General features: G+C 63.4%; 2 pseudogenes. One reads left to right on the forward strand and one right to left on the reverse strand.

Features of this window, described 5'->3' with window-relative positions:
* Positions 1-252, reverse strand: a pseudogene (locus A5688_RS08595) (acetyl-CoA C-acetyltransferase); the annotation flags it as partial.
* Between the two features lie 103 nt (positions 253-355).
* On the opposite strand from A5688_RS08595, the pseudogene A5688_RS08600 reads away from it, so the two are divergent.
* Positions 356-610, forward strand: a pseudogene (locus A5688_RS08600) (acetyl-CoA C-acetyltransferase); the annotation flags it as partial.

Raw genomic sequence — 610 nt, forward strand, 5'->3', positions numbered from 1 at the left:
CGTGGTGCCCGGAATGGTCACCGGCCATCCAGCGGCCAACACGGCGAACCGCGCGATGTTGCTTGACTGATCACCGATTTGGGACACGCATCCCCAGATGACATCGTCGATGCTGGCGGGGTCGAGACCAGTACGAGTCATCAACGCGCTTAGCACATCGGCGGACATGTCCACCGGATGCGTCTGCGCCAGCGACCCGCCGCGCTTTCCGATCGCTGTTCGTACCGCATCGACGATCACCACATCGCGCATGCCCTCACCTCACCGTGAACTTGCCAATGGCACTCGACTGCTATCTAATCATCTCAAACAGTATCCTAAATGAGGGGATCGAGAGACCGTGAACCAGAGGCCGCTGGACCGGGACGCCGTGATCGTAGGTGCCGTGCGCACTCCGGTGGGGCGCCGTCACGGCGCGCTGGCCGGAATCGCCGCCGGGGAGTTGTCGGCATTGGTGTTGCGCGCCTTGGCCGATCGCACGGGCATCGACCCCGGCAGCATCGATGACGTCATCTGGGGTTGTGTCGGTCAGGTCGGTGATCAGTCAAGCAACATCGCGCGGTTCGCCGTGTTGGCCGCTGGATGGCCGGTGACCATTCCGGGCACCACG

This window comes from Mycobacterium mantenii, from assembly GCF_001667865.1.
GTDB classification, from domain to species: domain Bacteria; phylum Actinomycetota; class Actinomycetes; order Mycobacteriales; family Mycobacteriaceae; genus Mycobacterium; species Mycobacterium mantenii_A.